This window comes from Pseudomonas sp. M30-35, from assembly GCF_002163625.1.
Lineage (GTDB): Bacteria > Pseudomonadota > Gammaproteobacteria > Pseudomonadales > Pseudomonadaceae > Aquipseudomonas.
The window spans coordinates 3,071,914-3,097,328 of sequence record NZ_CP020892.1 but is presented as its reverse complement, the minus strand read 5'-3'; the positions used below and the strand labels follow the sequence as shown (position 1 = coordinate 3,097,328).

25 protein-coding genes are annotated in these 25,415 nt (G+C 53.9%); 16 read left to right on the top strand and 9 right to left on the bottom strand.

Features of this window, described 5'->3' with window-relative positions:
* Positions 1 to 288 precede the first annotated feature (288 nt).
* Both B9K09_RS14270 and B9K09_RS14265 read left to right on the top strand, forming a co-directional pair.
* Positions 289 to 525, top strand: a complete 237-nt coding sequence (locus B9K09_RS14270) for a glutaredoxin family protein (RefSeq protein WP_087517446.1) — start codon at positions 289 to 291, stop codon at positions 523 to 525.
* 46 nt (positions 526 to 571) lie between these two features.
* Complete coding sequence (locus B9K09_RS14265) at positions 572 to 1,456, top strand: chemotaxis protein CheV (protein ID WP_087517445.1); 885 nt, start codon at positions 572 to 574, stop codon at positions 1,454 to 1,456.
* Between the two features lie 186 nt (positions 1,457 to 1,642).
* Here the strand turns inward: B9K09_RS14265 and B9K09_RS14260 are convergent, their stop codons facing one another.
* A complete protein-coding gene (locus B9K09_RS14260) occupies positions 1,643 to 1,864 on the bottom strand; it encodes a YgdI/YgdR family lipoprotein (RefSeq protein ID WP_087517444.1) in 222 nt (73 codons plus the stop codon).
* An 86-nt stretch (positions 1,865 to 1,950) separates the two neighbouring features.
* Positions 1,951 to 2,535 (bottom strand): molybdenum cofactor guanylyltransferase MobA, encoded by a 585-nt coding sequence (gene mobA, locus B9K09_RS14255; RefSeq protein ID WP_087517443.1) that lies wholly within the window; start codon positions 2,533 to 2,535, stop codon positions 1,951 to 1,953.
* 68 nt (positions 2,536 to 2,603) lie between these two features.
* Between mobA and moaB the strand changes: the two genes are divergently transcribed.
* Positions 2,604 to 3,143, top strand: coding sequence for a molybdenum cofactor biosynthesis protein B (moaB, locus tag B9K09_RS14250; protein WP_087517442.1), 540 nt, complete (start codon positions 2,604 to 2,606; stop codon positions 3,141 to 3,143).
* Complete coding sequence (gene glp / locus B9K09_RS14245; protein ID WP_087517441.1) at positions 3,140 to 4,354, top strand: gephyrin-like molybdotransferase Glp; 1,215 nt, start codon at positions 3,140 to 3,142, stop codon at positions 4,352 to 4,354. Before moaB ends, glp begins: the two co-directional genes overlap by 4 nt.
* 11 nt (positions 4,355 to 4,365) lie before the next feature.
* Here the strand turns inward: glp and B9K09_RS14240 are convergent, their stop codons facing one another.
* Positions 4,366 to 5,391, bottom strand: coding sequence for an AraC family transcriptional regulator (locus B9K09_RS14240; RefSeq protein ID WP_087517440.1), 1,026 nt, complete (start codon positions 5,389 to 5,391; stop codon positions 4,366 to 4,368).
* Positions 5,392 to 5,517: 126 nt separating this feature from the next.
* On the bottom strand, positions 5,518 to 6,216 hold the full coding sequence (locus B9K09_RS14235; protein ID WP_087517439.1) for a pirin family protein: 699 nt from the start codon (positions 6,214 to 6,216) through the stop codon (positions 5,518 to 5,520).
* 305 nt (positions 6,217 to 6,521) lie between these two features.
* On the opposite strand from B9K09_RS14235, the gene yegS reads away from it, so the two are divergent.
* Both yegS and B9K09_RS14225 read left to right on the top strand, forming a co-directional pair.
* Complete coding sequence (yegS, locus tag B9K09_RS14230) at positions 6,522 to 7,421, top strand: lipid kinase YegS (RefSeq protein ID WP_087517438.1); 900 nt, start codon at positions 6,522 to 6,524, stop codon at positions 7,419 to 7,421.
* 119 nt (positions 7,422 to 7,540) lie between these two features.
* On the top strand, positions 7,541 to 8,467 hold the full coding sequence (locus tag B9K09_RS14225; RefSeq protein ID WP_087517437.1) for a chemotaxis protein CheV: 927 nt from the start codon (positions 7,541 to 7,543) through the stop codon (positions 8,465 to 8,467).
* Between the two features lie 229 nt (positions 8,468 to 8,696).
* On the opposite strand, the gene B9K09_RS14220 is transcribed toward B9K09_RS14225, so the two are convergent.
* Positions 8,697 to 9,077 carry a DUF1499 domain-containing protein gene (locus B9K09_RS14220; RefSeq protein ID WP_218191967.1) on the bottom strand — a complete coding sequence of 127 codons (381 nt, stop codon included), beginning with the start codon at positions 9,075 to 9,077 and terminating at the stop codon, positions 8,697 to 8,699.
* A gap of 127 nt (positions 9,078 to 9,204) precedes the next feature.
* On the opposite strand from B9K09_RS14220, the gene B9K09_RS14215 reads away from it, so the two are divergent.
* On the top strand, positions 9,205 to 10,011 hold the full coding sequence (locus tag B9K09_RS14215; RefSeq protein ID WP_087517435.1) for an MOSC domain-containing protein: 807 nt from the start codon (positions 9,205 to 9,207) through the stop codon (positions 10,009 to 10,011).
* 62 nt (positions 10,012 to 10,073) lie between these two features.
* Here the strand turns inward: B9K09_RS14215 and B9K09_RS14210 are convergent, their stop codons facing one another.
* On the bottom strand, positions 10,074 to 12,002 hold the full coding sequence (locus tag B9K09_RS14210) for a transglycosylase SLT domain-containing protein (protein WP_087517434.1): 1,929 nt from the start codon (positions 12,000 to 12,002) through the stop codon (positions 10,074 to 10,076).
* Positions 12,003 to 12,319: 317 nt separating this feature from the next.
* Here B9K09_RS14210 and B9K09_RS14205 point away from each other — a divergent pair, with 317 nt between their 5' ends.
* Both B9K09_RS14205 and B9K09_RS14200 read left to right on the top strand, forming a co-directional pair.
* Positions 12,320 to 14,242: an ATP-binding cassette domain-containing protein gene (locus tag B9K09_RS14205; protein WP_087517433.1), complete on the top strand. Its 1,923-nt coding sequence runs from the start codon at positions 12,320 to 12,322 to the stop codon at positions 14,240 to 14,242.
* A gap of 109 nt (positions 14,243 to 14,351) precedes the next feature.
* Positions 14,352 to 15,038, top strand: coding sequence for a hypothetical protein (locus B9K09_RS14200; protein ID WP_087517432.1), 687 nt, complete (start codon positions 14,352 to 14,354; stop codon positions 15,036 to 15,038).
* 52 nt (positions 15,039 to 15,090) lie between these two features.
* Here the strand turns inward: B9K09_RS14200 and B9K09_RS14195 are convergent, their stop codons facing one another.
* Positions 15,091 to 15,531: a universal stress protein gene (locus B9K09_RS14195; RefSeq protein ID WP_087517431.1), complete on the bottom strand. Its 441-nt coding sequence runs from the start codon at positions 15,529 to 15,531 to the stop codon at positions 15,091 to 15,093.
* 88 nt (positions 15,532 to 15,619) lie between these two features.
* On the opposite strand from B9K09_RS14195, the gene B9K09_RS14190 reads away from it, so the two are divergent.
* The gene (locus B9K09_RS14190; protein ID WP_087517430.1) at positions 15,620 to 16,057 is read left to right on the top strand and encodes a hypothetical protein; all 438 of its coding nucleotides are present in this window, start codon (positions 15,620 to 15,622) and stop codon (positions 16,055 to 16,057) included.
* A 110-nt stretch (positions 16,058 to 16,167) separates the two neighbouring features.
* Here the strand turns inward: B9K09_RS14190 and B9K09_RS14185 are convergent, their stop codons facing one another.
* Positions 16,168 to 16,989: a hypothetical protein gene (locus tag B9K09_RS14185; protein ID WP_087517429.1), complete on the bottom strand. Its 822-nt coding sequence runs from the start codon at positions 16,987 to 16,989 to the stop codon at positions 16,168 to 16,170.
* 479 nt (positions 16,990 to 17,468) lie between these two features.
* Here B9K09_RS14185 and fadB point away from each other — a divergent pair, with 479 nt between their 5' ends.
* The 6 genes from fadB to B9K09_RS14155 all read left to right on the top strand — a co-directional run bounded on the left by fadB (position 17,469) and on the right by B9K09_RS14155 (position 24,877).
* Entirely contained in the window at positions 17,469 to 19,616 is a 2,148-nt protein-coding gene (gene fadB / locus B9K09_RS14180) for a fatty acid oxidation complex subunit alpha FadB (RefSeq protein WP_087517428.1), read from the top strand.
* Between the two features lie 29 nt (positions 19,617 to 19,645).
* Positions 19,646 to 20,821 carry an acetyl-CoA C-acyltransferase FadA gene (gene fadA / locus B9K09_RS14175; RefSeq protein ID WP_087517427.1) on the top strand — a complete coding sequence of 392 codons (1,176 nt, stop codon included), beginning with the start codon at positions 19,646 to 19,648 and terminating at the stop codon, positions 20,819 to 20,821.
* A 132-nt stretch (positions 20,822 to 20,953) separates the two neighbouring features.
* A complete protein-coding gene (locus B9K09_RS14170; protein WP_087517426.1) occupies positions 20,954 to 21,190 on the top strand; it encodes a DUF1653 domain-containing protein in 237 nt (78 codons plus the stop codon).
* Positions 21,191 to 21,305: 115 nt separating this feature from the next.
* Positions 21,306 to 23,918, top strand: a complete 2,613-nt coding sequence (topA, locus tag B9K09_RS14165; RefSeq protein ID WP_087517425.1) for a type I DNA topoisomerase — start codon at positions 21,306 to 21,308, stop codon at positions 23,916 to 23,918.
* A gap of 129 nt (positions 23,919 to 24,047) precedes the next feature.
* Positions 24,048 to 24,566 (top strand): DUF6586 family protein, encoded by a 519-nt coding sequence (locus tag B9K09_RS14160; protein WP_087517424.1) that lies wholly within the window; start codon positions 24,048 to 24,050, stop codon positions 24,564 to 24,566.
* A 77-nt stretch (positions 24,567 to 24,643) separates the two neighbouring features.
* Positions 24,644 to 24,877: a hypothetical protein gene (locus B9K09_RS14155; RefSeq protein ID WP_087517423.1), complete on the top strand. Its 234-nt coding sequence runs from the start codon at positions 24,644 to 24,646 to the stop codon at positions 24,875 to 24,877.
* A gap of 55 nt (positions 24,878 to 24,932) precedes the next feature.
* On the opposite strand, the gene sulA is transcribed toward B9K09_RS14155, so the two are convergent.
* Positions 24,933 to 25,406 carry an SOS-induced cell division inhibitor SulA gene (sulA, locus tag B9K09_RS14150; RefSeq protein ID WP_087517422.1) on the bottom strand — a complete coding sequence of 158 codons (474 nt, stop codon included), beginning with the start codon at positions 25,404 to 25,406 and terminating at the stop codon, positions 24,933 to 24,935.
* Positions 25,407 to 25,415: the final 9 nt, after the last annotated feature.

Sequence of the window (25,415 nt, the reverse complement as noted above, 5' to 3'; positions counted from 1 at the left end):
ATCAGTCTTTACGGAGCCGATAAGCAGGCCATTAGCCGTGATTTAACGATTCGTCGGGTCGCTTGAAAAGTAGACTGATTTCGCCGTTAAAGTTTTCTTTGGCTCTGCCGTCAACGTTTGATAGGTCGTTACGAACAGGTTCGCAACAGACAGTCTGTCGGTTGCTTTCAACGCGTAATACTTGGGTGTGTCATGGCGAGTTGCTGAATGTTTTAGGCGTCAGGCGAGTGTGTACAGGGTGCTAAACTGCACACTTCAGAGCCTGAACCAAAGACAGGAGATGCTCAAATGCTGCCCGAATGCCAACTGTTTGGCACCCTTGGTTGCCATTTATGTGAAGTGGCCGAGGCACTGTTAATGCCTTTTGTTGAGCATGGTCTGCTAGTTGAATTAGTGGATATTGCAGATGACCCGGTATGGGTCGAACGCTATGGCTTGCTGATTCCGGTATTGCGTCGTTGTGACACTGGGGCCGAATTGAACTGGCCATTTGAAGCTGAGCAAGTGGTTGCTTTTCTGAGCTGATGAATCAGTCGCTCAGCACTATTTATTGACGAAGGGGAGTGACGCGGTGAGTGCAGTTTTGGGAGATTCCTTATCGCTGCTGTTGTTTCGCCTGCACAGTGGTCGTTTGCTGGGGATTAACCTGCTCAAGGTTAATGAAATCATTGCTTGCCCTGTGTTGACCAAGTTACCTAATCGTCATCCGCATGTGCGTGGTATTGCGAGTTTGCGTGGCGCTTCATTGACCGTGATTGATCTGGCGCGGGCGATTGGTGAGCGCGGTAATAACGCCACGAACGAGGGCTGCTTGATCGTCACCGAGTTAAGTCGTTCGCGTCAGGGCCTGCATGTGCAGGCCGTTGAGCGCATCGTGCAGTGCTCAACTCGCGATGTTAAGCCACCGCCAGCAGGCTCAGGTAACCGTGCTTTTATTACGGGCGTGACGCAGATCGACGGGGCAATCGTACAGGTGCTCGATATCGAAAAAGTTCTGCATGATATTGCACCTGCAGAGCCCGAGGAGCTCGATGATTCACTGATATCCAGTGCTGATTTAAAAATGCTCGAAGGGCGTCGGGTGCTGGTGGTCGATGACTCGCATGTGGCACTGCATCAGACGGTAAATACCTTGCGTAAACTCGGTCTTGATTGTCAGTCAGTGCGCAGCGCTGCCAGTGCATTTGCGGTATTGCAGGAACAGCATCAAAAGGGCATGCCGATTGAGGTTTTGGTTTCAGATATTGAAATGCCAGAGATGGATGGCTACAGCCTGGTGCGTGAAATTCGCAAGACTGCGGACATTAGCGACACCTACGTGCTGTTGCACACTTCGCTCGACAGCACCATGAACACTGAGAAAGCGCGCTCAGTGGGGGCCAACGATATGCTGACCAAGTTCTCAACGGTAGATTTGAGTAATGCGCTGGTGAGAGCGTTCCAAGCGCTCGAATAAGCGCCAGTAAGCGAAGCAGTTTGGGGTTGTAAGAAGAAGCAGCTTGCGTTTGTAAGCCGTGGCGTAAAACAGGGCGCGGTTGCTATGGCTGGTTTTACCGCAAGGCAGCGGCAGCCAAAACCCTAAGAGAAGGGGAAAGCACTACACCCGAGCGAAGCGCTGGCAACACCCGGGGGTAGTTTGCAATTACAGCTCTTTAACGGTGCGAACTTCATCTTTATTGACGCGAGCACGCTTGCCATCAAGTTGCTCAAATTCGTAGAAGCCTGACTCGTCATCGTAATCAGGCTCATCAACAGTCTGGATTTCACGACCGTCGTTGAGGGTTATTACCGTCGGTGAAGCGCAGCCTGCCAGAGTCGCAAGGCCCAGAGTCAGGAATAATGCTGCGATTGTCCGTTGGCTCATGGTGTTTCTCCTCATGGGTTGAAATTACGTACCAAACTTAAGATAGGTCGCTGGCGCCAAAGTTCCGTCAACTTCCGCGAAATTGCTCACTTGATAGTGGTGTTGAGGAGTTCCGGGGTGTTCATGTTGGCTAAGCGCGGGTCGTGATCGGGGCAGTCAAGAACGCGTGGATCAAGGCTGCGCAACCAGCGTTGCGGACTGCGCTCACCGGCGAGCCATGCTGTCTCCAGCTGGTTGCTCAACTGGCGTGGAATCACGCTGAACAAGGGTTCAAGGTACTCACCCTGGCGCACGACAGCCGGAACATCGCCAGCGAGTTTTTGTAGATCCTTGAGTAGTTTCAGGTCGAGCATTGGCGCGTCGCAGGGCAGGACCAGCACGTGCTCATGACAGGCAACCTTCAGCCCCGCGCGGATGCCGGCCAGCGGTCCCTGGAAGTCGCTGTCATCATCGGCAACCAACTGATCTGCATAGCGTGCGTAATCGCCGCTATTGCGGTTACACGAGATGATCAAGTCATCGCTAAGCGGGCGCACCAGATCATGCAGCCACGCAATCAATGGCTTATCACGCCACAGCAACAGCCCTTTGTCACGACCGCCCATACGCTGACCACGGCCACCCGCAAGGATCAGGATTGAGCACTGATTAAACTGGGTCCGAGTTGACATCAAGCAATCTCTAAAAGGGAGCCTGTGATATAACATTGGGCAATTATTTGAACAACCGGAACTCTGTTATGGGCCACAAACTCGACACCTCATTTGTCCCGCTGAACATTGCAGTATTGACCGTCAGCGACACGCGCAGCCTCGACAACGATACTTCGGGACAGACTTTGGTTGATCGTCTGGAAGCTGCCGGTCACAACTTGGCTGCCCGGGTGTTGCTTAAAGACGATCTGTACAAGATCCGTGCACAAGTCGCGACATGGATTGCCGAAGAGCTGGTGCAAGTTGTGCTGATCACTGGCGGTACGGGGTTCACCGGGCGCGATAGCACACCCGAAGCCGTGAGCTGTTTGCTGGACAAGCACGTCGATGGTTTTGGTGAGTTGTTCCGGCAGATTTCTGTGCCTGATATTGGCACCTCGACCATTCAATCCAGAGCTTTGGCTGGCTTGGCTAACGGCACGCTGGTGTGCTGCTTGCCGGGTTCGACAAATGCTTGTCGTACCGCTTGGGATGGGATTCTTGCTGAGCAACTGGATGCCAGCCATCGCCCCTGCAACTTTGTCCCGCACCTGAAACAAGCCGCTGCGTGCGAGAGCCGTGGATGAGCAGCTGTGATCAACCCGGATTATTGCCGGTAGAAGTTGCTTTAGAGCGCTTGATGGCGTTGGCCGATGCTGCGCCGATTGAGCAGACTGAGTCGGTCAAGCTGGCTGAGGCTGACGGTCGTGTGTTGGCTGAGGCGCTCGTTTCATCATTGGATCTGCCGCCATGGGCAAACAGTGCAATGGATGGTTATGCACTGCGTTTGGCCGACTGGCAGGGTGAGCCATTGCGGGTCAGTCAACGGATTCTTGCGGGCACATTACCGCAACCGCTTGAGCCTGGTACCTGTGCCCGGATCTTCACCGGCGCGCCATTGCCAGCGGGTACCGATGTGGTTGAGATGCAAGAGAATGTGCAGCTTGGCGATGATCAACGTGTCAGCTTTAGCCAGCGTATGCTTGTGGGCCAAAACATTCGCGCCCAAGGCCAGGAAACCAAGGTCGGCGACTGCGTATTGCCTGCAGGTACTCGGTTGGGGCCGATTGAACTGGGCTTGGCCGCATCTCTCGGCGCGGGCAGCTTGCAGGTATACAAGCGAGTTCGGGTTGCCGTGCTGTCGACCGGCGATGAGTTGATCGAGCCAGGGCAAGCACTTGGCCCCGGACAGATCTACAACAGTAATCGTCGCTTGCTCTGTACTTGGTTGCAGCGTTTAGGGTGTGACGTGATTGACGCGGGAATACTCGCTGATGATCTGCAACTGACGCGAGATGCACTTGCAGCGCTCAACGATGTTGACTTGATTCTCTCAACCGGAGGGGTGTCGGTGGGAGAGGCTGACTTTCTCGGCGCGGCACTGCGTGAAGAGGGCGAGTTAGCGCTTTGGAAGCTGGCGATCAAACCAGGAAAGCCGCTGACCTTTGGTGCCTTCCGTGGCGTGCCGGTGTTGGGTTTGCCGGGTAACCCGGCTTCGACGCTGGTGACCTTTGGTTTGCTGGCACGCCCATATTTACTGCGGCGCATGGGTGTTGCCAGGGTTGAGCCACTGGGTTTTCCAATGCCCGCTGGATTCGCTTGGAGTAAGGTGGGTAATCGCCGTGAGTACGTGCGTGCGCGAATTGAAAATGGCCGGGTGGTGATGCACCCGAATCAAAGCTCGGGCGTGCTGCGCAGTGCGGCTTGGGCTGAAGGATTGGCGGAGGTGCTCGAGGGCAAAGCCTTGGCTGAAGGTGATAGCGTGCGCTTTATTCCAATGAGTGAAATTCTCGGTTAAAGCGGCGCAGACTAACCCTTTGGGCGATGTGTCAGTCGATACTCGCCCGGTGTTTGCCCAGTCCAGATTTTAAAACTGCGGTGAAACGATCTCGACTCACTGAAGCCAAGGTAGCTGGCAATGTCTTGCACGGGTAAGTCGCTGCGCAGTAAATAATGCTCAGCAAGCTCCTGGCGCAATTCATCGAGTATCAATTGATAGCTTGTGCCTGCTTGCTGCAGATGCCGTTGCAAGGTGCGCACGGTCATGTCGAAGCGTTCTGCAACTCGCTCTTTACGGGGTAAACCGTCTTTGAGTAGCAAGCGCAGGGCGCCCTTTACCCGTGCAGGGAGTGGCTGCTCATCATCGAATTTTGCCATCAACGCCAGCGCATGTTCTTCCAGCGTACGCAGCAGGTTCGGGTCTGCTTGGCGCAGCTCAATTGCAAGTAATTGATTGGGGATTATCAGTGCATTGCAGGGTTGCTCAAATAATACTGGGCAGCCAAATGCAGCTTGGTAGGCTTCACTGTGTACGCCATCTGGTTGGGGATGCTCAAACCATACTGCGGCTGGTGAGTAGTCCTTGTCAGCTATCCAGCGGGCGTACAGCAGCCAGGATGCCAGAACATTTTCAACCATGTGCCGACGTATCAGCGGTTCATCATGGCGGCAACTCCAGATCAATCGGGTTTGCTCTGTATGGCTTTCAACTCGGCTGACGCCCATGTCACCGACCAGTTTTTCATAGGGCACGATTCGGCTAATCGCTTCACCCAGGGTTGCACAGTTTAGGGTGATGTAACCGAGCACACTCCACGATCCCGGTTGTACATAGCGGGCACTGTTCAGGCCGAATAACAGGTCATCGGAGTGCATGAGAAAATACTTGAGCAAGCGCTCATGGTTGTCGCTGGGGATGCGCTTGGCGTTGTCACTGAGGTCTTCACGCGACAAGTTTGCAGCCTGCAATGCCTGATCAGCATCAAGGCCTAAGAACTCTGCATGGCGCAGGTATTTAAGCAGGGCGGGCGCGGCGGTGAAACCAAGACTGTTCATGTTGTTCTTATGGTGTGATTAGCCAACCCTATTGTACGTTTAAAAACTGGCCAGGCCGCAAAACGCACGACAAAAGCCCCCGGCTCTGAGTAAGCAGAGGGCTTTGTCGGGCAGTACAGTGTTTGCTTATGCAACGTCGACCAAGACAATTTCAGTGTCTTCGCTAGCGGTCACAGTGAGTACTTCAACGTCACGAACAGCAACGCCATCTCGGGTTTTAGCTGCGACGCCGTTGATCTCAAAGGCGCCTGTAGAAGCAACTAGATAGGCTTTGCGGTCAGCGCCGAGCACATATTCAGTCGTTTGCCCGGCTTTCAGCGTCGCAGCTGCAACGCGTGCATTTGCCCGGATAGGCAACGCGTCTTTATCCTCAGTGTTACCACTTGCCAATGTCACAAAACTGCCAGCGCGGTCGCCTTTAGGAAACGGCTTGGCTCCCCATGATGGGGGTGAGTCAAACTGATTCGGGGTGATCCAAATCTGGAAGATTTTAGTGGTGGTGTCTTCCAGGTTGAATTCGCTGTGGGCAATACCGGTGCCCGCACTCATCACCTGCACATCACCGGCTTCAGTGCGACCATGGTTACCCAAGTTATCCTTGTGGGTAATCGCGCCTTGGCGAACATAGGTGATAATTTCCATGTCACGGTGTGGGTGCGGTGGAAACCCTGAGTGCGCAGCGATTTCATCATCGTTCCAAACGCGTAGATCGCCCCAAGACATGCGCTGCGGATCATAGTACTCAGCGAAAGAAAAGTGGTGACGTGCATTCAACCAACCATGCTCGGCGCCGCCGAGGTCCGCAAAAGCTCGAACTTCAATCATTTCGATATCCCCTCAGTGAGTGATACGCAACCTGTGGTCGGTAAGCGCTATCAAGTGGTAATGAGGTAAGTTTCTATCAGTTTAGTTGTTATAAAAAGCGCTTTTTGTGGATAATTTATATCTATTTAATTGATTGCTTGATGGGTGGGCTCGAGTTTTTATTCAGCAGCAGTTTGTTGATTTACCCCTTAGACTCAACATTTCTAGGTAATCAGCGACAAATGCATTGTGCCGTGGTCTGTTAATCAGGCGAGAAGGCTTTCGCCCATCATCCAATAAGCTTTAAGTCCTACAAGGAGCAATCAATGAGTGAACGCAAAGCGCTGTTGATTTTGCATGGCAAGCAGGCGCTGAACGAAGCGCTACGCACTGCTATCCACGCTAAACGCGAGCAGGGCTGGGAGATCGCGGTAAGAGTCACCTGGGAAGCTGGCGATGCTCAACGTATAGCCCGTGAAGCGCTTGCGGCTGGCTACCCGACGTTGATTGCTGGTGGTGGTGATGGCACCTTGCGTGCGGTTGCCGAAGTGATTGCGCTCGCAGACAGCGATGCCAGTTTGGTTCTTCTCGGTCTGGGTACGGCCAACGACTTTGCGACCGCGGCCGGGGTGCCAGTGGATATACAGGAGGCGCTTGATTTACTCGACCATGAGCCGACGCCCATTGATCTGGGTGAGGTCAATGAGCACATATTCCTGAACATGGCCACTGGCGGTTTTGGCACCAGTGTCACGACGAATACCCCGGAAGATTTAAAAAAGATGCTCGGTGGGGCAGCCTATTTTTTGACTGGGTTAAGTCGCTTTGCCGAAGTGCGCACGGCGTTCGGGCGTTTTAAAGGCCCGGATTTCAGTTGGGAAGGCGAGTTTTTAGCATTAGGTATTGGTAACGGTTCCCAAGCGGGCGGAGGGCATGTGTTGTGCCCGAATGCGCGTATTGATGATGGCTTGCTGGATGTCTGCATCGTGCCTGCCGCGCCAGACATGGTCGGCACGCTGGGCACGATGCTGTCAGGCTCAATGAATGGTGTCGAAAGTGTTTCGCAGGGGGCGCGTGTTGCCTGGCTCGAAGTTGAAGCGCCAGAAGGGCTTGATCTCAACCTTGATGGCGAGCCGATGAACGCCACGAAGCTGCGCTTCAAAGCGCTTGAGAAAGCGCTACGTGTTCATTTGCCGGTCTATTCGCCGTTATTGAGCCGTTCTTGAGTATCAGTAAGTAATGCGCTCAGAAGGGGCTAGGGATAGATTCTTCTGGCGCACGCTCCAGTTATGTACATGCCTGCCGATATACCGGGTGTAGTCGGTCTATATAACAGGAGCTCGCAGTGGCCGGAATTCTAGATTCGGTAGACCAACGCACGCAGTTGGTGGGTGAAAATCGTCTGGAAATTCTGATGTTCCGTTTGAACGGGCGTCAGCTGTTTGCGATTAACGTTTTCAAAGTGCAGGAAGTCCTGCACATGCCCAAATTAACCTTGATGCCAAACCGTCATCGGTGTGTCTGTGGGGTGGTTAATCTACGGGGTAAAACCATACCAGTGATCGACCTGTCACAGGCGATCGGTATGCGTCCGATTGTGCCGACCGAACAAAGCACCATCATCGTCACGGAATACAACCGCTCAGTTCAGGCGTTTCTGGTAGGTGGCGTCGAGCGCATCATCAATCTTAATTGGGAGGCTGTTCTGCCACCACCAGGCGGAGCAGGGCGTCAGCATTACTTGACGGCAATAACCAAGGTTGATGAACAGCTGGTTGAAATCATCGATGTTGAGATGGTCTTGGCTGAAATTGTCCCTTACAGCGCGAAAATTTCCAGCGAACGCCTGAGTGACCCACTGTTACACAAAGCGCAGGGTCGCGAGGTACTGCTGGTCGATGACTCCAGTGTGGCGTTATCTCAGTTGCGTGAGACCCTCGGTCAACTCGGCGTCAAGATGCACGTTGCCAGCGATGGCTTAAAGGCTTTGAACATGCTCAAAGGCTGGGCGGACGCAGGTGAAGTGCTTACTGATAAATTACTGATGGTGTTCACCGATGCCGAGATGCCAGAGATGGACGGCTATCGCCTCACTACTGAAATCCGCCAGGACCCGCGCATGGCGGGTTTGTATATCGTATTGCACACCTCGCTATCGGGCAGCTTTAACGATGCCATGGTGAAGAAGGTGGGTTGCGACAACTTCTTGTCGAAATTCCAACCTGACAAGTTAGTGGATGTTGTACGTCAGCGCCTTGAGCTAGACGTTTAAATTCTGCATGCCAAGCGGTCGCTCAAGGCTGCTTGGGAACATCTGAAAAACTACTGCGCTCGATATTACTGGGGCAGTCCGTACTGCGTTAAAAAACTGCTCAAAATGCTCATTTACAACACGTAAAGTCGAGCGCGACCCCGGTCGCTTTTTCGCAGTTTTGACTCGCTGGCGCTCGCCCTTTGGGCCAGCCTTTGGCTGTTACTCCCGTTGGTCGTTGTGCCTTGTCCTATCGTCGCTCGCTACCTTTTTCAGGGGGTCCCTTGGCTAATGCTTCGCGGATGGTCTCAATCCGTTGTCGATTCACACCCATATCGGAATAGCCCAGACGCGATGCTGAACGCACTTCGACGGATTGGCTGCCGATCAGAAACTCAACGTCATCGACAAAGCGCATCAGCGCGCTGGTGAACTCAAACCGCAGATAATTACCCTCGGCTTTGGTAAGTGTCGCGCGCGGCTGCTCGGCGATGACTAGCAACAGCCGTGCTTGGGTTTCAGCTGGGCTGCCATTGAGCGCCAGTGGTGCGATTTTATGTTCGCTGTCTGTCGCTTGGCTGTTTACGCAATTTGGTGAGCTGGGGCATGGCTCAAAGCGCCCCGCATTCACGCCCAGGGTCGCCGGTGAGCTAGCGCTACACGCAGTTAGTAGCAAAATAACAGTAAGGCCTAACGCGGGCTTGTGAGCGCTGGCGCATGCTCGTATAACAAGGTTTTGAGTTTTGGAGTGCTGGCTCATGTTTCGTCTCTCTGGTTTGTATCGTTACCCACTTAAGTCTGGCGCTGCCGAATTGCTGCAAAGCACCCAGCTTGACTCTTTAGGTGTGCAAGGTGATCGCCGTTGGATGGTAGTTGATGCGCAGAGCGGGCGCTTTATTACCCAGCGTCTTTTAGGCCAGATGAATCAGATAAAAGCTCACTGGCAAAGCCCCGGTGAATTGCTTTTGAGCGCACCGGGTATGCCTGACTTGCAGGTTGCCGTGCCGCAGGACAGTGAAGATTTACGCGGTGTGCATATCTGGCGCGACAGCTTGCGTGTGCCGGATGCAGGTGATGGTGCTGCACAGTGGTTGAGCCAGTTTTTGCAGCGTGAATGCCGGTTGGTGTACGTCGCGCCAGAACGGGCCAGACAGATCGACCCGGTGTATGCAGAGATCGGCCAAAAAGTAGCTTTCGCTGACGGTTTCCCTTTGCTGTTGATTGGCCAATCCTCGCTGGATGATTTATCCAAGCGGGTGGGGCGTGATTTGGAAATGCTGCGCTTTCGTCCCAACGTGGTGGTCGAAGGCAGCGAGCCATACGCTGAGGATAGCTGGAAGCGTATCGCAATCGGGGGCATCGAGTTCAAGGTCGCCAAGGGTTGCTCGCGTTGCATCATGACCACCCTTGACCCGGCAACAGGCGAGCGCAGTGCGGATCGTGAGCCGTTGACCACACTAAAAACCTATCGTCAGATAGAAGGTGATGTGTTCTTTGGACAAAACCTGATTGCTTTGAGCTCGGGTAAGCTTGATCTGGGTATGCCGGTTGAGGTGCTTGAATAGCGCCGGGCGCAGCTATCAAGCAAAAAGGGGCCATAAGGCCCCTTTTTGCTGCTGATCAAGACTTATTGATCATCAAAGTAACGCTCATGCCAGGCAATCAATGGCTGTGGTGCGTTAAGTTTTTCACCGTAGATGACGGCATATGACAGCACGTTCTGCACGTATTGGCGGGTTTCATCGTATGGGATGTTTTCAACCCATACATCGTACGGCAGGTGATCGGCGCCGCGTAGCCACTGGCGAACGCGCCCCGGACCCGCGTTGTAAGCCGCAGTCGCAAGTACTCGATTGCCATTGAACTGCGCGTAAACCTGGCTCAGGTAAGCAGTGCCCAGCTTAATGTTGACCGAAGGGATCAACACATTATTCGGGTTGCTCAGCGGGATATCAAAACGGCGCGCGGTCTCCTTGGCTGTAGCGGGCATCAACTGCATCAAGCCCATGGCGCCAGCAGGCGATTTCGCATCGGCCATGAAGGCGCTTTCCTGGCGGGTAATTGCAAACACCCAGCTGGAATGAAGGCCGCGTTTTTTAGCTTCATTATTGAGTGATGAGCGATGAGTTACCGGGAAGCGCACGTCCAGATCATCCCAGTATTTGGCCAAACTAATGGTGCGAATTGCTGGGAAGTACCACTGTAATTCATAACCAAGACGTGCTTGAGCGACCAGCTCGTCGCGGTCGAACTGACGGCTGACGTGATACCACTCGCGGCGGCCATCAACAATTTGGCCGCGGTCGTGAAATTCTATGGCGCGACGAATACCTGGCGTATTGCGCACTTTTTTGACGACGCTGGGGTCGAGATCCAGCGGTTTGTTGTTGAACTTGTATGGAACCTTGACTTGGTCTGCAGCCATAAAGCCGTAGAAGTCGCGCTCAGTGGCCAGGCTGCGATAGAGCTGCGTTGGTTCTGCGCTGTTTGGCTTGGAAAGTTGCAGGCTGCGAGCGGCCCAGTAACGCCAGCGGCTGGTGTGTGCCAGCTCGGTGGGCATTTGTTGGGTCAGCTTGTAGGTTTCTTCCCAGCGCCCCAGGCGCATCAACAGACGGGCGCGCCATTCACTGACAGTGTCGTTTTGCAGTTTAGGGTCGTACTTGGCCATTACGGCGAGCGCGCGTGGATCAAAGTTCTTGGCCAGCGATAAACCTACTTCGCGAGCGATTGAGATTTTCTCCGCATCAGAGAAATGCATGCGTTGAGCATAGCTATCGAGCAGGCTCAGGGTTTTCTCTGGATCCTGGCGGGCGAGGCGGCGCAAGCCCAAACTGACGATGTCAGCCATTGGCCCATCGACTGGGGTGAAGCGGGCAGGGTTGCTCAGCAGTTGCGGCTTTTGTGCGACATCAATCAGTAGCTTGCCTTCTTCGCTGAGTGTCGGCGTGTCTTTGGTCAGGTAACTGGTGAGGCTGTAGTTGCGTGCTTCGGCCGCCAATTTGGCACGCTGCCAGCGTTTGTTTTCTGTGAGTTGTCCTGCCGCTGCCCACGCGTCGAATAAGCGATCACAGGCCTCAGGTTGCGATTTACCCACCAGCCAGAGTTTTTCTGCGGTGGCGTAACCCTCAGCAACTTTACCGTGGCCCATTTGGTAGCGACCGTTCAGGCAATCGAGCTCGGTGAAATTCAGCGCAGGGTCGTAATATTTTGCAAAGGTTGCCCAGTCGCCACGTTCTGCTAGCCAGCGCAACCAGCGCAATTTCATCCAGCTGGCTTGAGGTAAATCACCGTGATCAGCAAGAAAGCGCTCAATTTCGGCATTGCTGGCAGATTTTAGTCGCGCAGTCAGCTCGGTATAGGCCAGGTAGGGCTCTAACGGGTAATCGCTTAGCGCGCTCGCATAACGCCGGTACGGGCCGCTATCACCTTTATCAAGGGCGCGTTTAGCTTCATCGTAATATTGGCGTTGCTGGCTCAAGCTCGCGGCCTGTGCGGCGGAGAGAGCAGTGGCCGAGATGATTAAGCAAGAAAACAGTTTTAACAGTCGGCGGGACATGACACTTCCATGCGTGGGATCTGATTGGGCGCTGTGCAGCTCGGCGCTTGATGTCCCTAGCTTAGCTGTTTGCTTGGGGTGGGCGAAAGCCAACTGGCGCCTTGCATGCGTTAATAATGAAAAATGCCCGCAATACCGAGGCTCAACTCGGTTAGAATGCGCGCCCAGTTTTTTATCGGAGCATTAACGCTCCGCTAATCAAATTTCGCGATGCGAACACTGTATTTAAAGGGGTTGGCCGCAGTTATTCAGTAACTTACGGTTTTTCTCCGAAGAATATTGCTAGCGCAGTCGCTGCATAAATGTTGAGGCGTACCATGACCCTGCTTAAGTTCACCGATGTTTCCCTGGCGTACGGCGCCATGCCGCTGCTGGACAAGGTGTCTTGGCAGATAGCCCGAGGCGAGCGCGTTTGTATTATTGGCCGTAATGGCACAGGCAAATCGAGCATGCTGAAGTTGGTCAAGGGCGACCAAAAACCGGATGAAGGCGCCGTGTGGCGCGCTCCCGGTCTTAAAATAGGCGAGTTGCCGCAAGAATTGCCGCGTGCCGACGAACGTACAGTGTTTGACGTTGTGGCTGAAGGTCTGGATGGCGTCGGTGCGTTGCTGGCTGAATACCATCACCTGAGCCAGAACATTCAAAACGAGGCTGACCTCGATAAACTGATGCACGTGCAGCAAGACCTTGAAGCCCGTGATGGCTGGCGCTTGCAGCAGTTGGTCGACAGCACCTTGAGCCGTTTGCAATTGCCTGCCGACAAAACGCTGGCTGAGCTGTCCGGTGGTTGGCGCCGTCGCGTCTTGCTGGCCCAGGCATTGGTTTCTGAACCTGATCTGCTGCTGCTCGATGAGCCAACCAACCACTTGGATATTGGCGCTATTGCCTGGCTGGAAGAGGCGCTGATTGGTTTTCAGGGCGCAGTGCTGTTTATTACCCACGACCGTTCATTCCTGCAGAATCTGGCAACCCGTATTCTTGAACTGGACCGTGGCGGCCTGATCGACTGGAATGGTGATTACGCCAGTTTCCTGGTGCATAAAGAAGCGACACTGGCTGCTGAAGAAACCGCCAACGCACTGTTCGACAAGCGCCTAGCGCAAGAGGAAGTGTGGATTCGTCAAGGCATCAAAGCCCGACGCACCCGTAACGAAGGCCGTGTTCGTGCCCTCAAGGCGCTACGCGTTGAGCGCAGTGAGCGTCGTGAACGCACCGGTAAAGCCAACATTCAGCTGGAAACAGCCGAGAAATCAGGCAAGCAGGTGATGGTGCTTGAGAACGTCAGCTTCGCCCATCCTGATGGTCCGATGCTGGTTAAGGATTTTTCGATGGTGCTGCAGCGTGGTGACCGAATTGGTTTGCTGGGTGCTAACGGTACCGGTAAAACCACATTGCTCAAGCTGATGCTTGGTGGCCTGCAACCTACCAGCGGTAGTGTTGATGAAGGTACGCGCATTGATGTGGCTTATTTCGACCAGCTGCGTCATCAGTTGGATCTGGAAAAAACCGTTATCGACAATGTAGCTGAAGGCCGTGACTTTATCGAGATCGACGGCCAGAGCCGACATGTGCTGAGTTATCTTGGCGACTTCCTGTTCAGCCCGCAGCGCGCACGTACACCAGTTAAAGCCCTGTCAGGTGGTGAGCGTGCACGTTTGCTGCTCGCCAAGCTATTCAGCAAGCCAGCAAACTTGCTGGTGCTCGACGAACCGACCAATGACCTCGACGTTGAAACCCTTGAGTTGCTTGAAGAAGTTCTGCTGACTTTCCCGGGCACCGTGCTGATGGTCAGCCACGACCGGGCATTCCTCGACAACGTGGTGACCAGCACGCTGGTGTTTGAAGGCGAAGGTCGCGTGCGTGAATACGTCGGCGGCTATCAGGACTGGATCCGCCAAGGCGGTTCGGCACGTTTGTTGGGGGTTGGTGAAACTAAAGCCGGTAAGGCTGAGCTGGCTTCTGCAGTGGTTGCAGCACCTGAGCCAGCGGCAACGCCTGTGGTTGAGCAGAGTGCTCCAGCCAAGAAAAAACTTAGCTACAAACTGCAGCGTGAGTTGGAAGCCTTGCCCGCACAGATTGATGCAGTCGAGCAAAAGATGGCGGCGGTTCAGGCACAAATCACTGACCCGGCCTTCTACCAACAGCCCGCTGAAACAACCGCGGAGGTCTTGGCCAAATTGCCGGTACTGCAAGAGGAACTGGATCACTTACTGGAACGTTGGGCAGAGCTGGAAGGCTAATTCTCCGATAGTCTGGACCGTCTTGAATATAAGAGCCCAGCCCTCATTCTAGAGGGCTGGGCATTTATGCAGTCATGGACTGTAGCGCTTAAGCCTGCTGGAGAATTCAATGTCTATCGAGTACCGCATTACTCTCGACGACAGTCATCAGTTTAATTATCGCATCGAGCTGGACCGTGAATACGATCCGTTAGAAGCAACCAGTGCACCGGCATGGACACGCCTGAGCAACCAACAATGCAGCAATTGTCCGCTGAGCAAAGACAGTTTTAGTCATTGCCCGGCTGCAGTGGATCTGCACCGCGTGATCGAAGACTTCCAAGGCTTGCCTGCATTTGCTAAAGCCATGGTCTGGGTGCGTACACCTGAGCGTGAATACACCAAGCACGCAGGGCTCGAAGAGGGGTTGCGTGCTTTGCTTGGGGTGATCATGGCAACCAGCGCGTGCCCAGTGCTGGGCAAACTAAAGCCGATGGCACAGCACCATCTGCCGTTTGCCAGTAATCAGGAGTTTATCCTGCGCGCATTCTCACTCTATTTGTCGCGTCAATATTTCAATTCGCGAGAAGGGCGTCATGCCGACTGGGAGTTGAAGGGGTTGGTGCGGATGTTCCAGCAATTGCAGTTGGTTAATCAGGCGTTCTGGCAGCGGATTCACGACACTTGCAAGGGTGACTCTAATTTGAAGGCGTTTTTAACTTTCTTTTCGATGTCATCAAGCATGACCTACTCGCTGGAAACCCAGCTACAGAAAGTCCGGCCAATGGTGATGAGTGCGGGAGAGGGTTTGGAGTGACACTGCCCAAGCCTGCCAGCTAAGCTGGCAGGCTTGGGCACCGCTGTGAAGTTTACTCAGGCTTTTTCAAGCGCACGGCGAGCACATCACAAGGGGCGCCGTGAAGCACGTCATTAGCGGTAGATCCAAGCAGCAGGGCGAGGCCGTGGCGACCATGACTACCCACAATGATCAGATCGCAACCTTGTTCTTCAGCTAGGCGGTGGATCTCTTGACGCGGTTGGCCGTAGGTCAGATGCCGTTGATCAGCGGCCAGCTCGTTGTATTTCACTGCAAATGTATCAAGGCGTTCACGGGCCTGATCAAATTGCTGCTGTTGCAGCATCGACAAATCCATTGGCACGTCACCACCAAATGCCATGGCCATTGGTTCGACAACATGCACTACTGACAGCTTAGCGTCGTTGTTGCGTGCCAGAATTTGCGCACGGCTCATGACCGGGTCGCACTCTTCGGTTAGGTCTACAGCGACCAAGATATGTGTGTAGGACATGAGAGACTCCTTAAATGGATAGTCGATGAATCTAAGTATGAACGTTAATTAGCGCTTGCGGCAGGCTTTTACAATAGAGATATACCCTATGACCACTTGGATTGTGTTGGCTTTGCTTTTTTGTGTGCTCAGCCCCTTGGCAATGCTCATGCCTTCGCGGCGTTTGCGTGGGCGCATGGATGTGCGTATGCAGGCCAGACAATTCGGTTTGGCCGTGAATATATCGCGCCAAGAGTGGCCGCACTGGATGCAGCGTGGGCAGCCCGCCACTTGTCCGCAGTATCACCTGGCGCGGCGTCGTGGGCATAAGGACAGCTGGTGTTATTGGCAGGCAGAGCCGGGGCAGTGGCTCAATCAATGGCGTGAGCCGTGCGCGAATGCTGGGCTTGCTGAGCAGTTGGCGAGCTTGCCTGCAGATGTCTACAAGGCTGAGCTGAGTCCGCAAATGGTTGCCGTGTGCTGGGGTGAGAGTGCTAAAGCACAGGATCTGGAAGCGATCAGCGGTTTTCTCAAAAGCTACTTTTAGCAGGCAAAGAAAAGCCCGATGCAAGCACCGGGCTGGAAAGTTGGCCAGGCAGGCCGGTAAATTCTGTGTACCCATATCGACGCGGTTATTTCGCATAATTGCTTGAGCGCTTAGGTCGATGCAGCTGCATATTGTGAGGATAGCCGTTCCAGCTCCTCAATGATGCTGTCTGAGTACTTGCTAACCAAGAAGGGTACACTGTTTTCATTGTAATTTTTCAATGACTTTTCAATGTAGTTCCATTTTGTGCCTACATTGTTCAGCGTTTCACTGGTTTGATCCGTATTTTCAGGCGCCTGACTGAGCTGCTTCAGAGTGCTGGCAAACTCGCTGACCAACTCTTCGATGCTACGGCTGTCACCGCCGCCCATGAAGGTCGCTCCTACCGATGCACTGCGCGATGAATAATCGACCGCAATAGCTTGCATCAATAGGCTTTGCTTACGGCTTTGCTGAATCAGCGGTGGCACGCTATAGCCACTTTCCTGCTCAATCTTGCTGTAGAGCTCTTGGCTCAGCGCCATGATTCTTTGATTGTGTTCGGCCAGATCTGCCACCGGCTGCAAGTCGGTATAGCCTTGGGCTTTAAGGGTGCTAACTAATTGTTTGAGGTTGCTCTCGTAGCTGCTCCAGAGCTCAATCAGTTGGCCGCTGAGAGCTTTCGAGCTGTCCCCGTTTAAATCTTGCAAGCCCGCTAAGGCCTGATTGGCTTGGCTGATAGCCTCATCGATCATCCGCGCATAACGCTGATCACCTTCCATGTTGTTATACATGTAGAAGCTGCTGAGGCTTTTTTGGGTGTCAAGGCGCATCTGGTGAAGCTGTAGCAGGCTCTCTGCCGGAGTCGTTGCAGCTGGGCTAAGCGGGCTGATCAGGAGCATAGCGATAACTAGGAAAGTACGTAGAGAAATGGCAAGCATTCGGCTTGTCATGCAGCGCTCCATAGACCCTTTAGTAGGGTTCGTTGTTGTTTTGGTTGGCAAGTTGTGGCAGGTCTTTGCCTGCCATCTGTCTATAAATGTACCGGGCCGTGGACTGATTTACTAGCGTGTTATTGCGCTGCTTTTGCGGCCGACTGTTGCTGAATTACAGGTCAAAAGATTTGCTAATAATCCTTTGCAGGCCACAGCTCGCATGGCTCTGGCAGGGTTTTCCAGCATTTTTGTCGGCTTTCACTCACCGATCGACAATTGACAAGTTAAGTCTTTTCCCTGAATGTGTGCCGACCCAAATCAAACGGGCGTATGAATTGAGCGTTTGTTTGTAATAAACGACGCCTTTACTGCTCGAATATCGCATCAGTGGGTGTGCCAGGCGTTTTTAACGCTACTCTAGGCGGCTCAGCCGCGGAGCAGCTTGCTGGTTGGCTCTGATGTGTACTGTTTAGCTTCCATATCGTGGAGATCAGTTGATGATTTACGAAGGTAAAGCCATCACGGTTAAAGCTCTTGAGGGTGGCATTGTCGAATTGAATTTCGACCTCAAGGGTGAATCCGTCAACAAGTTCAACCGTCTTACCCTGAACGAATTGCGTCAGTCTGTAGATGCAATTAAGGCCGATGGTTCGATCAAGGGCGTGATTGTTACCAGCGGCAAAGACGTATTTATCGTCGGTGCCGACATCACCGAATTCGTTGAGAATTTCAAGCTGCCTGACGAAGAGTTGGTCGCAGGTAACCTTGAAGCCAACAAAATCTTCAGCGACTTTGAAGACCTTGCAGTCCCAACCGTGGCCGTTATCAACGGTATTGCGTTGGGCGGTGGCTTCGAAATGTGCTTGGCCGCGGATTACCGCATCATGGCCTCTAGCGCTAAAGTTGGCCTGCCGGAAGTTAAGCTGGGCATCTACCCGGGCTTTGGTGGCACCGTACGTTTGCCGCGTGTGATCGGTACCGACAACGCTGTCGAGTGGATTGCCGCAGGTAAAGAAAACCGTGCTGAAGATGCACTGAAAGCTGGCGCTGTTGATGTCGTTGTTGACGCTGACAAGTTGCAAGCTGCTGCGTTGGATCTGATCAAGCGCGCCATCAGCGGCGAGTTGGATTACAAGGCCAAGCGTCAGCCTAAGCTGGAAAAACTCAAGCTCAATGCAATTGAGCAGATGATGTGCTTTGAAACCGCCAAAGGTTTCGTTGCAGGTCAGGCTGGCCCGAATTACCCGGCGCCGGTTGAAGCCATCAAAACCATTCAGAAAGCTGCAAACTTCGGTCGCGACAAAGCGCTGGAAGTCGAAGCTAAAGGTTTTGTAAAACTGGCCAAGACGCCGGTGGCCGCAAGCCTGATTGGCCTGTTCTTGAACGACCAGGAGCTGAAGAAGAAAGCCAAGCATTACGACGAAATCGCTAAAGACGTGAAACTGGCTGCCGTGCTCGGCGCTGGCATCATGGGTGGCGGTATCGCTTATCAGTCGGCTGTCAAAGGCACGCCGATCATGATGAAGGATATCCGTGAAGAGGGTATCCAGATGGGCTTGAACGAGGCTTCCAAGCTGCTCGGCAAGCGTGTCGAAAAAGGTCGTCTGACTCCGGCCAAAATGGCTGAGGCACTGAACGCCATTCGCCCAACCATGTCGTACGGTGATTTCGGTCACGTTGATATTGTGGTCGAAGCTGTCGTTGAAAACCCGAAGGTCAAGCAGGCTGTATTGGCTGAAGTTGAAGGCGTCGTTCGTGAAGATGCGATCCTGACTTCCAACACCTCGACCATCTCCATCAGCCTGTTGGCGAAGGCACTGAAGCGCCCAGAAAACTTCTGCGGTATGCACTTCTTCAACCCAGTGCACATGATGCCGCTGGTTGAAGTGATCCGTGGTGAGAAGTCTGGCGAAACCGCGATTGCAACGACCGTTGCTTACGCCAAGAAGATGGGCAAAACCCCGGTAGTGGTTAACGATTGCCCGGGCTTCCTGGTCAACCGCGTGCTGTTCCCATACTTCGGTGGTTTCTCCAAGCTGCTTGAGTTCGGTGTTGATTTCACCCGTATCGACAAAGTCATGGAGAAGTTCGGCTGGCCAATGGGCCCGGCGTATTTGTCTGACGTTGTTGGCATCGACACTGGCCACCACGGCCGTGACGTAATGGCTGAAGGCTTCCCGGACCGCATGGCGGTGGAAGGCCGTACCGCAGTCGACGTGATGTACGACGCTGATCGTCTGGGCCAGAAAAATGGCAAAGGCTTCTATGCCTACGAGACCGACAAGCGCGGTAAGCCGAAGAAGGTCGTTGACCCGAAAGCTTACGAACTGCTTAAAGAAATTGTGCGCGAAGAGCGTGAGTTGACTGATGAAGATATCGTCAATTTCATGATGATTCCGCTGTGCATGGAAACCGTTCGCTGCCTCGAAGATGGCATCGTTGAAACCGCTGCCGAGGCCGATATGGGCCTGATCTACGGTATTGGCTTCCCGCCGTTCCGTGGTGGTGCACTGCGTTACATCGATAGCATTGGTGTGGCCGAATTTGTAGCCCTGGCCGATAAGTACGCCGATCTGGGCGCGTTGTACCAGCCAACTGAAAAGCTGCGTGAAATGGCCAAAAACGGCCAGAAGTTTTTCGGTTAATCGCGCAACGATTTAGCGAGGGTAAAATTATGAGCTTGAACCCAAGAGATGCAGTGATTGTCGACTTCGGTCGCACCCCGATGGGGCGCTCCAAAGGCGGCATGCACCGTAACACCCGTGCCGAGACTATGTCGGCAAACCTGATTCGCGGCGTCCTGGACCGTAACTCGAAGATCGATCCGGCTGAAGTCGAAGATGTGATTTGGGGTTGTGTAAACCAGACGTTGGAGCAGGGTTGGAACATCGCACGCATGGCGTCGCTGATGACTCAGATCCCGCACACCAGTGCTGGTCAGACTGTCAGCCGCTTGTGTGGCTCTTCGATGAGCGCGCTGCACACTGCTGTGCAGGCGATTCAAACCGGTAACGGCGATGTATTCGTGGTTGGCGGCGTTGAGCACATGGGCCACGTCGGAATGATGCACGGCGTTGATCCAAACCCGCACCTGTCCCTGTACGCTGCCAAAGCTTCGGGCATGATGGGCCTGACTGCTGAAATGCTCGGTAAAATGCATGGCATTACCCGCGAGCAGCAGGACGCGTTCGGTGAGCGTTCCCACCGTTTGGCGCAGAAGGCTACCGTTGAAGGCAACTTCAAGGATGAAATCATCCCGATGGAAGGCTACGACGAGAACGGCTTCCTCAAGGTTTTCGACTACGACGAAACCATTCGTCCGGAAACAACCCTTGAGAGCTTGGCTGCTCTGCGTCCAGCGTTCAACCCGAAAGGCGGCACCGTGACTGCTGGTACTTCCTCGCAGATCACTGACGGCGCTTCGTGCATGATCGTGATGTCGGCTCAGCGTGCTCAGGATTTAGGCATCCAGCCGATGGCTGTGGTGCGTGCGATGGCTGTTGCAGGTGTTGATCCGGCAATCATGGGTTACGGTCCAGTGCCGTCGACTCAGAAAGCGCTGAAGCGTGCTGGCTTGACCATGGCTGACATCAATTTTATGGAGCTCAACGAAGCCTTCGCTGCTCAGGCATTGCCTGTGCTGAAGGACCTGAAAGTGCTCGATAAGATGGATCAAATGGTCAACTTGCACGGTGGTGCGATTGCTTTGGGGCACCCGTTCGGTTGTTCCGGTGCACGTATCTCCGGTACCCTGCTGAACGTAATGAAGCAAAACAATGGCACTTTGGGTGTCGCGACTATGTGCGTGGGCCTCGGTCAGGGCATCACCACCATCTTCGAACGAGTTTAATCGTTCAGGGATGCGAAACCGGGGCCTTGTGCCCCGGTTTTTGTTTGTTGGGGAGTTGCTGAAAAAATACCGAGCTAGTTTTTTTCAGGTATTCCCTTGCGATAAATTTTTATTTTTTTAAGGAAGTGAGTGATGCAGATAAAACCCGGTCTTTACCGCCACTACAAAGGCCCTGAGTACCGTGTTTTTGGCGTCGCGCAACATTCTGAAACTGAGCAGCAGGTCGTTGTTTATCAGGCGCTGTACGGTGATTATGGGCTTTGGGTTCGTCCGCTTGAGATGTTTTGTGAGCGTGTCGATGTTGACGGCGAAAGCGTTCCACGCTTCGCTCTGATCGAAGCTGAAACGCCGCTTTTTGGTAAACCTTGAGGCACTCGGCTGAACACCTAAACTTGACCTTGCCTTGAGCGCCACTATATATAGCGGTGCCAGACAAGGCGTCTCCTGCCTTTTCTTTTCTTCACATTCAGGAATTTTCTGATCCATGGGTAAATCGCTGGTCATCGTGGAATCCCCGGCCAAGGCCAAGACCATCAACAAGTACTTGGGCAACGAGTACGTGGTGAAGTCGAGCATCGGCCACATCCGTGACCTGCCTACTAGTGGTTCGGCAAGTGCGGCCAAAGAACCGGCCAAACGCGGAAAAGCTGCTGCAGGCGAAGCTCCGGCTCTGTCGCCAAAGGAAAAAGCCAAGCGTCAATTGGTTGCGCGCATGGGGGTTGATCCCGAGCATGGCTGGAAAGCCAAGTACGAGATCCTTCCGGGCAAAGAGAAAGTCGTTGATGAATTGCGCCGCTTAGCCAAAGACGCCGACACCATCTATCTCGCAACCGACTTGGACCGCGAGGGGGAAGCCATTGCCTGGCACCTGCGCGAATCCATTGGTGGTGATGACAGTCGTTACAAGCGCGTGGTGTTTAACGAGATCACCAAGAAAGCCATTCAAGAGGCATTCTCCAAGCCAGGCGAACTCGATATCAATCGAGTAAACGCTCAGCAAGCCCGACGCTTTCTCGACCGTGTAGTGGGTTACATGGTTTCGCCATTGTTGTGGTCGAAGATTGCTCGCGGTCTGTCGGCAGGTCGCGTGCAGTCGGTAGCGGTCAAGCTGGTGGTTGAGCGTGAAAAAGAGATTCGTGCCTTTGTCCCGGAAGAGTACTGGGAAGTGCATGCTGATCTGGCTACTGGCAAAAAAGACACCGTGCGTTTTGAAGTGGCCCGTGAGAACGGCGCAGCATTCAAGCCGCTCAACGAAGCGCAGGCTATGGCTGCGCTGGAGACGCTTAAAGCATCCAGCTACAGCGTCGCCAAGCGTGAAGACAAACCGACCAGCAGCAAGCCTTCTGCACCTTTTATCACTTCGACCCTGCAACAGGCTGCAAGCAATCGCCTGGGCTTCGGCGTGAAAAAGACCATGATGATGGCGCAGCGTCTGTATGAGGCTGGCTACATCACTTATATGCGTACCGACTCGACGAACCTGTCGGCCGATGCCGTAAGCATGGTGCGCAGCTTTATTGAAGACGAATTCGGCAAGAAGTACCTGCCGGAAACGCCGAACATGTACAGCAGCAAAGAAGGTGCGCAAGAGGCTCACGAAGCGATTCGTCCCTCCGATGTCAACACCAAGCCGACTCAGCTGAGCGGTATGGAACGTGATGCCGAGCGTCTGTATGAGCTGATCTGGCGCCAGTTCGTTGCATGTCAGATGCCACCGGCGCAATACCTGTCGACGACTGTTACGGTCGCGGCTGCGCAGTTCGAGTTGCGGGCCAAGGGCCGTATCCTCAAGTTTGATGGTTACACCCGGGCGTTGCCACAGTTGAGCAAGCCGGGTGACGATGCCGTGCTGCCTGAAATGAATCAGGGTGAAGCACTCAAGCTGATCAAGCTTGATCCGAGCCAGCACTTCACCAAGCCGCCAGCGCGTTACTCGGAAGCCAGCTTGGTTAAAGAGATGGAAAAGCGTGGTATTGGTCGTCCGTCGACCTATGCAGCAATCATCTCGACGATTCAGGATCGCGGCTACGTTGCACTGCACAACCGTCGTTTCTACTCGGAAAAGATGGGCGATATCGTTACTGAGCGACTGTCTGAAAGTTTCTCTAATCTAATGGACTACGGTTTCACCGCTGGCATGGAAGAGCACCTCGATGATGTTGCTCAGGGCGAGCGTGAGTGGAAAAACGTGCTCGATGAGTTCTACGGCGATTTCAAGAAAAAACTTGAAGTAGCGGCTGACGGTGACACCGGCATGCGTGCCAACACGCCAACGCTGACTGATATTGCCTGTCGCGAGTGTGGTCGTCCGATGATGATCCGCACGGCCTCGACCGGCGTGTTCCTCGGCTGCTCAGGCTACAGCTTGCCACCCAAGGAGCGCTGTAAGTCGACCATCAATCTGGTGCCTGGCGATGAAATCGCTGCGGACGACGAGGGCGAGTCGGAATCCCTGGTGCTGCTCGGCAAGCATCGCTGCAAGATTTGCGACACCGCGATGGATGCTTATCTGCTGGACGAAACGCGCAAGCTGCATATCTGCGGTAATAACCCGGATTGTGCTGGCTACGAGATTGAAACCGGTCAATACCGGATCAAGGGTTACGAAGGCCCGAGTCTTGAGTGCGATAAGTGCGGCAGCGAGATGCAGCTGAAAACCGGTCGTTTCGGCAAGTTCTTTGGTTGCACCAATAGCGAGTGCAAAAACACCCGTAAATTGCTGCGTAGCGGTGAGCCTGCGCCACCAAAGATGGACGCGGTTAAAATGCCGGAACTGAAGTGCGAGAAGGTCAATGACACCTATGTGTTGCGCGATGGCGCATCGGGTCTGTTCTTGGCTGCCAGCCAGTTTCCAAAGAATCGTGAGACCCGTGCTCCACTGGTGATCGAGATTCTGCCGCACAAAGACGAGATCGACCCGAAGTACGAATTCCTGTTCAGCGCGCCACAGAAAGATCCAGAAGGCCGTCCAGCAGTTATTCGTTACAGCCGTAAAACCAAAGAGCAATATGTACAGACTGAGGTCGAAGGTAAACCTACAGGCTGGAAAGCATTCTTTGACGGCGGTAAGTGGAAGGTCGAAGACAAGAAGCGTTGATTGGAGCAGCCGCGCAGGCTCAGTGCCTGCACGGCTGGACCTCTAGTTAGCCAAGCTTAAAATCAGCTTGGCTGGCGCAAACCAGTCTGCTCAAGTTTTGATCGTTGATCTGTCGAGGAGTGGTTGGCCATGGCTAACGAGTTGTACACCCGCACCAATCAAAAAATCTTTTACGCTGGCTTGTCGCTGGAGTCATGGCGCAAGGCGCAAGAGTCGCAAGCAATGAATGTTCAGGGACTGGTTCAGGCCGAGCGTGAGGCTACGCTGTTCCATTTATATGGCGCTGTACTCGGTTTGTGCCACGAGATCGCCGGTTACTACCGCTTGCCTAACAGCCAGTCGCCACAGATTGAAGTCCTGCTTGATTCGTCAATGCTCGAAGCCGCGCCAAGTCCGGAGTTTTCGGAGCTGGTTGAATTGGCGGGTCACTCTGAAACCTGGCTTGCGCAGTTGTTAGAGGCATATAAGGCGCTGCATAAGCCGCCACAGATGCAGCACAAAGCTAAAGTCGATCCGACTACGCCTTTGATTGAGGCGATTAGCATTGATCCGCAGCCTGAGTTACTTGAGCGTGAAACACTTGAGGCTTGGCGCAAGCAAATAACCGCTCTGGCGCGGCGTTTCCGCGAATCGCTTAGCGAGTGGTAAGCCGTTATTGATCAGCGGGCTAGGGCGACGCTCTAGTCGGCTGTTACAATGAGCGGCTAACGTGGAGACTCAAACCTATGCCTACTTCGTTTTTAGAAATCGTAGAACTACCTGATGGCCGTATCGCCTTGCGCCGCGCAGACGATGAGGAGGCGCTTGTAGTGCTGGATTTCTCCTCGGATGCGAAGTCATTCCTGCAGGGGCAGCATGTTGAAGTGGCCAAAGCCATGCTCAATGTGGGCGTGCAGATGGCTGGGCGTTTAGCCGAAAACGACTTTCAACATGAAGGTGAAGAGCGCGTTCTGCACTAACCAATCCCTGAAAAAGCTCGGCCTCTCGCGACAGATGGCACTGATGTGAGCCGTATCAGCCCAAGCTGATATTCAGGCTTTGTGCACTGCCTTTGCGCGCAGCACTTTCGAGGGTCTGGCGAGCTGCACGCTCAAGCGGATGAAGCCAGCTGACTACGGTGTGGCTACGGCCCAGCTTCAACGCTTCCTCTGCAAGTTGCAGTGTGCTTTGTTCACCACGCGGATGCAGTAGCAAGATCCGTTCGCGATTGAGGCCGGCATCGCGCAGCCAGCCTTGCGTCAGGTTGCCGGGTGGCGCAATTAGCGTCAGCCAGCGCTCGCTGTCATTTTCGCTCAGCTCGCGAAGGATTGGGGCGAGTAGGGTTAGGCAGTGTCTCGCGGCGCCTCTGAGCGACAACTCGCTAAATGCCTGAGGCTGATCCTGCCAGGCATCGTTGAGTGCTTCTTGCGGCAGTGCAGGTGCGCTGACAGCCATAAAAGCCTCGAATAGTGGAAGTTGTGTCTGATTTAGCGGTTGAGACAGCTGCATAAATACTCC

Bases quoted from the DNA above. Each gene is read 5' to 3' on its own strand.
- mobA (WP_087517443.1), bottom strand. From the start codon at position 2,535: ATGTCAACTCGGACCCAGTTTAATCAGTGCTCAATCCTGATCCTTGCG.
- B9K09_RS14215 (WP_087517435.1), top strand. From the start codon at position 9,205: ATGTTTCGTCTCTCTGGTTTGTATCGTTACCCACTTAAGTCTGGCGCT.
- fadA (WP_087517427.1), top strand. From the start codon at position 19,646: ATGAGCTTGAACCCAAGAGATGCAGTGATTGTCGACTTCGGTCGCACC.
- B9K09_RS14270 (WP_087517446.1), top strand. From the start codon at position 289: ATGCTGCCCGAATGCCAACTGTTTGGCACCCTTGGTTGCCATTTATGT.
- B9K09_RS14185 (WP_087517429.1), bottom strand. From the start codon at position 16,989: ATGACAAGCCGAATGCTTGCCATTTCTCTACGTACTTTCCTAGTTATC.
- yegS (WP_087517438.1), top strand. From the start codon at position 6,522: ATGAGTGAACGCAAAGCGCTGTTGATTTTGCATGGCAAGCAGGCGCTG.
- glp (WP_087517441.1), top strand. From the start codon at position 3,140: ATGAGCAGCTGTGATCAACCCGGATTATTGCCGGTAGAAGTTGCTTTA.
- B9K09_RS14235 (WP_087517439.1), bottom strand. From the start codon at position 6,216: ATGATTGAAGTTCGAGCTTTTGCGGACCTCGGCGGCGCCGAGCATGGT.
- B9K09_RS14160 (WP_087517424.1), top strand. From the start codon at position 24,048: ATGGCTAACGAGTTGTACACCCGCACCAATCAAAAAATCTTTTACGCT.
- B9K09_RS14205 (WP_087517433.1), top strand. From the start codon at position 12,320: ATGACCCTGCTTAAGTTCACCGATGTTTCCCTGGCGTACGGCGCCATG.
- topA (WP_087517425.1), top strand. From the start codon at position 21,306: ATGGGTAAATCGCTGGTCATCGTGGAATCCCCGGCCAAGGCCAAGACC.
- B9K09_RS14155 (WP_087517423.1), top strand. From the start codon at position 24,644: ATGCCTACTTCGTTTTTAGAAATCGTAGAACTACCTGATGGCCGTATC.
- moaB (WP_087517442.1), top strand. From the start codon at position 2,604: ATGGGCCACAAACTCGACACCTCATTTGTCCCGCTGAACATTGCAGTA.
- B9K09_RS14240 (WP_087517440.1), bottom strand. From the start codon at position 5,391: ATGAACAGTCTTGGTTTCACCGCCGCGCCCGCCCTGCTTAAATACCTG.
- fadB (WP_087517428.1), top strand. From the start codon at position 17,469: ATGATTTACGAAGGTAAAGCCATCACGGTTAAAGCTCTTGAGGGTGGC.
- sulA (WP_087517422.1), bottom strand. From the start codon at position 25,406: ATGCAGCTGTCTCAACCGCTAAATCAGACACAACTTCCACTATTCGAG.
- B9K09_RS14260 (WP_087517444.1), bottom strand. From the start codon at position 1,864: ATGAGCCAACGGACAATCGCAGCATTATTCCTGACTCTGGGCCTTGCG.
- B9K09_RS14210 (WP_087517434.1), bottom strand. From the start codon at position 12,002: ATGTCCCGCCGACTGTTAAAACTGTTTTCTTGCTTAATCATCTCGGCC.
- B9K09_RS14200 (WP_087517432.1), top strand. From the start codon at position 14,352: ATGTCTATCGAGTACCGCATTACTCTCGACGACAGTCATCAGTTTAAT.
- B9K09_RS14195 (WP_087517431.1), bottom strand. From the start codon at position 15,531: ATGTCCTACACACATATCTTGGTCGCTGTAGACCTAACCGAAGAGTGC.
- B9K09_RS14190 (WP_087517430.1), top strand. From the start codon at position 15,620: ATGACCACTTGGATTGTGTTGGCTTTGCTTTTTTGTGTGCTCAGCCCC.
- B9K09_RS14170 (WP_087517426.1), top strand. From the start codon at position 20,954: ATGCAGATAAAACCCGGTCTTTACCGCCACTACAAAGGCCCTGAGTAC.